The 341-nt window shown below is 70.1% G+C and carries 1 protein-coding gene; it reads right to left on the bottom strand.

Going from position 1 to position 341, the window contains the following annotated elements:
* Positions 1 to 341, bottom strand: a 341-nt coding sequence (locus AC0L3U_RS38800; protein ID WP_473365024.1) for a sugar phosphate nucleotidyltransferase, incomplete at both ends; no start/stop codon positions are given.

Raw genomic sequence — 341 nt, 5'->3', positions numbered from 1 at the left:
TCCGGCTTCTCGACGAAGCGCGCGACCGCGTGCACCTCGCCGGAGATGACCTCGCCCGGGCTGATATAGCCGTATTCCGTCGCGGGCCGCTCCGGCTTGACGCCGAAGGTAACGATGCGCCCGGCGCTCGCGGCGGTGAGGCCCTGGCGGCACGCGGCGACGAAGGCTGCATTGTCCTGCACCACGTGGTCGGCGGCGAGCGCGAGCACGATGGCTTCACTCGAGCGATTCTGCGCGAACACCGCGCCGGCGGCGATCGCAGGGCCGGAATCGCGCCGCATCGGCTCGAGGATCACGTCGGCCTCGATGCCGATCTCGGCGAGCTGCTCCAGCACCATGAA

This window comes from Bradyrhizobium sp. Kon69, from assembly GCF_055807515.1.
This window is presented reverse-complemented; position numbering and strand designations above follow the sequence as displayed.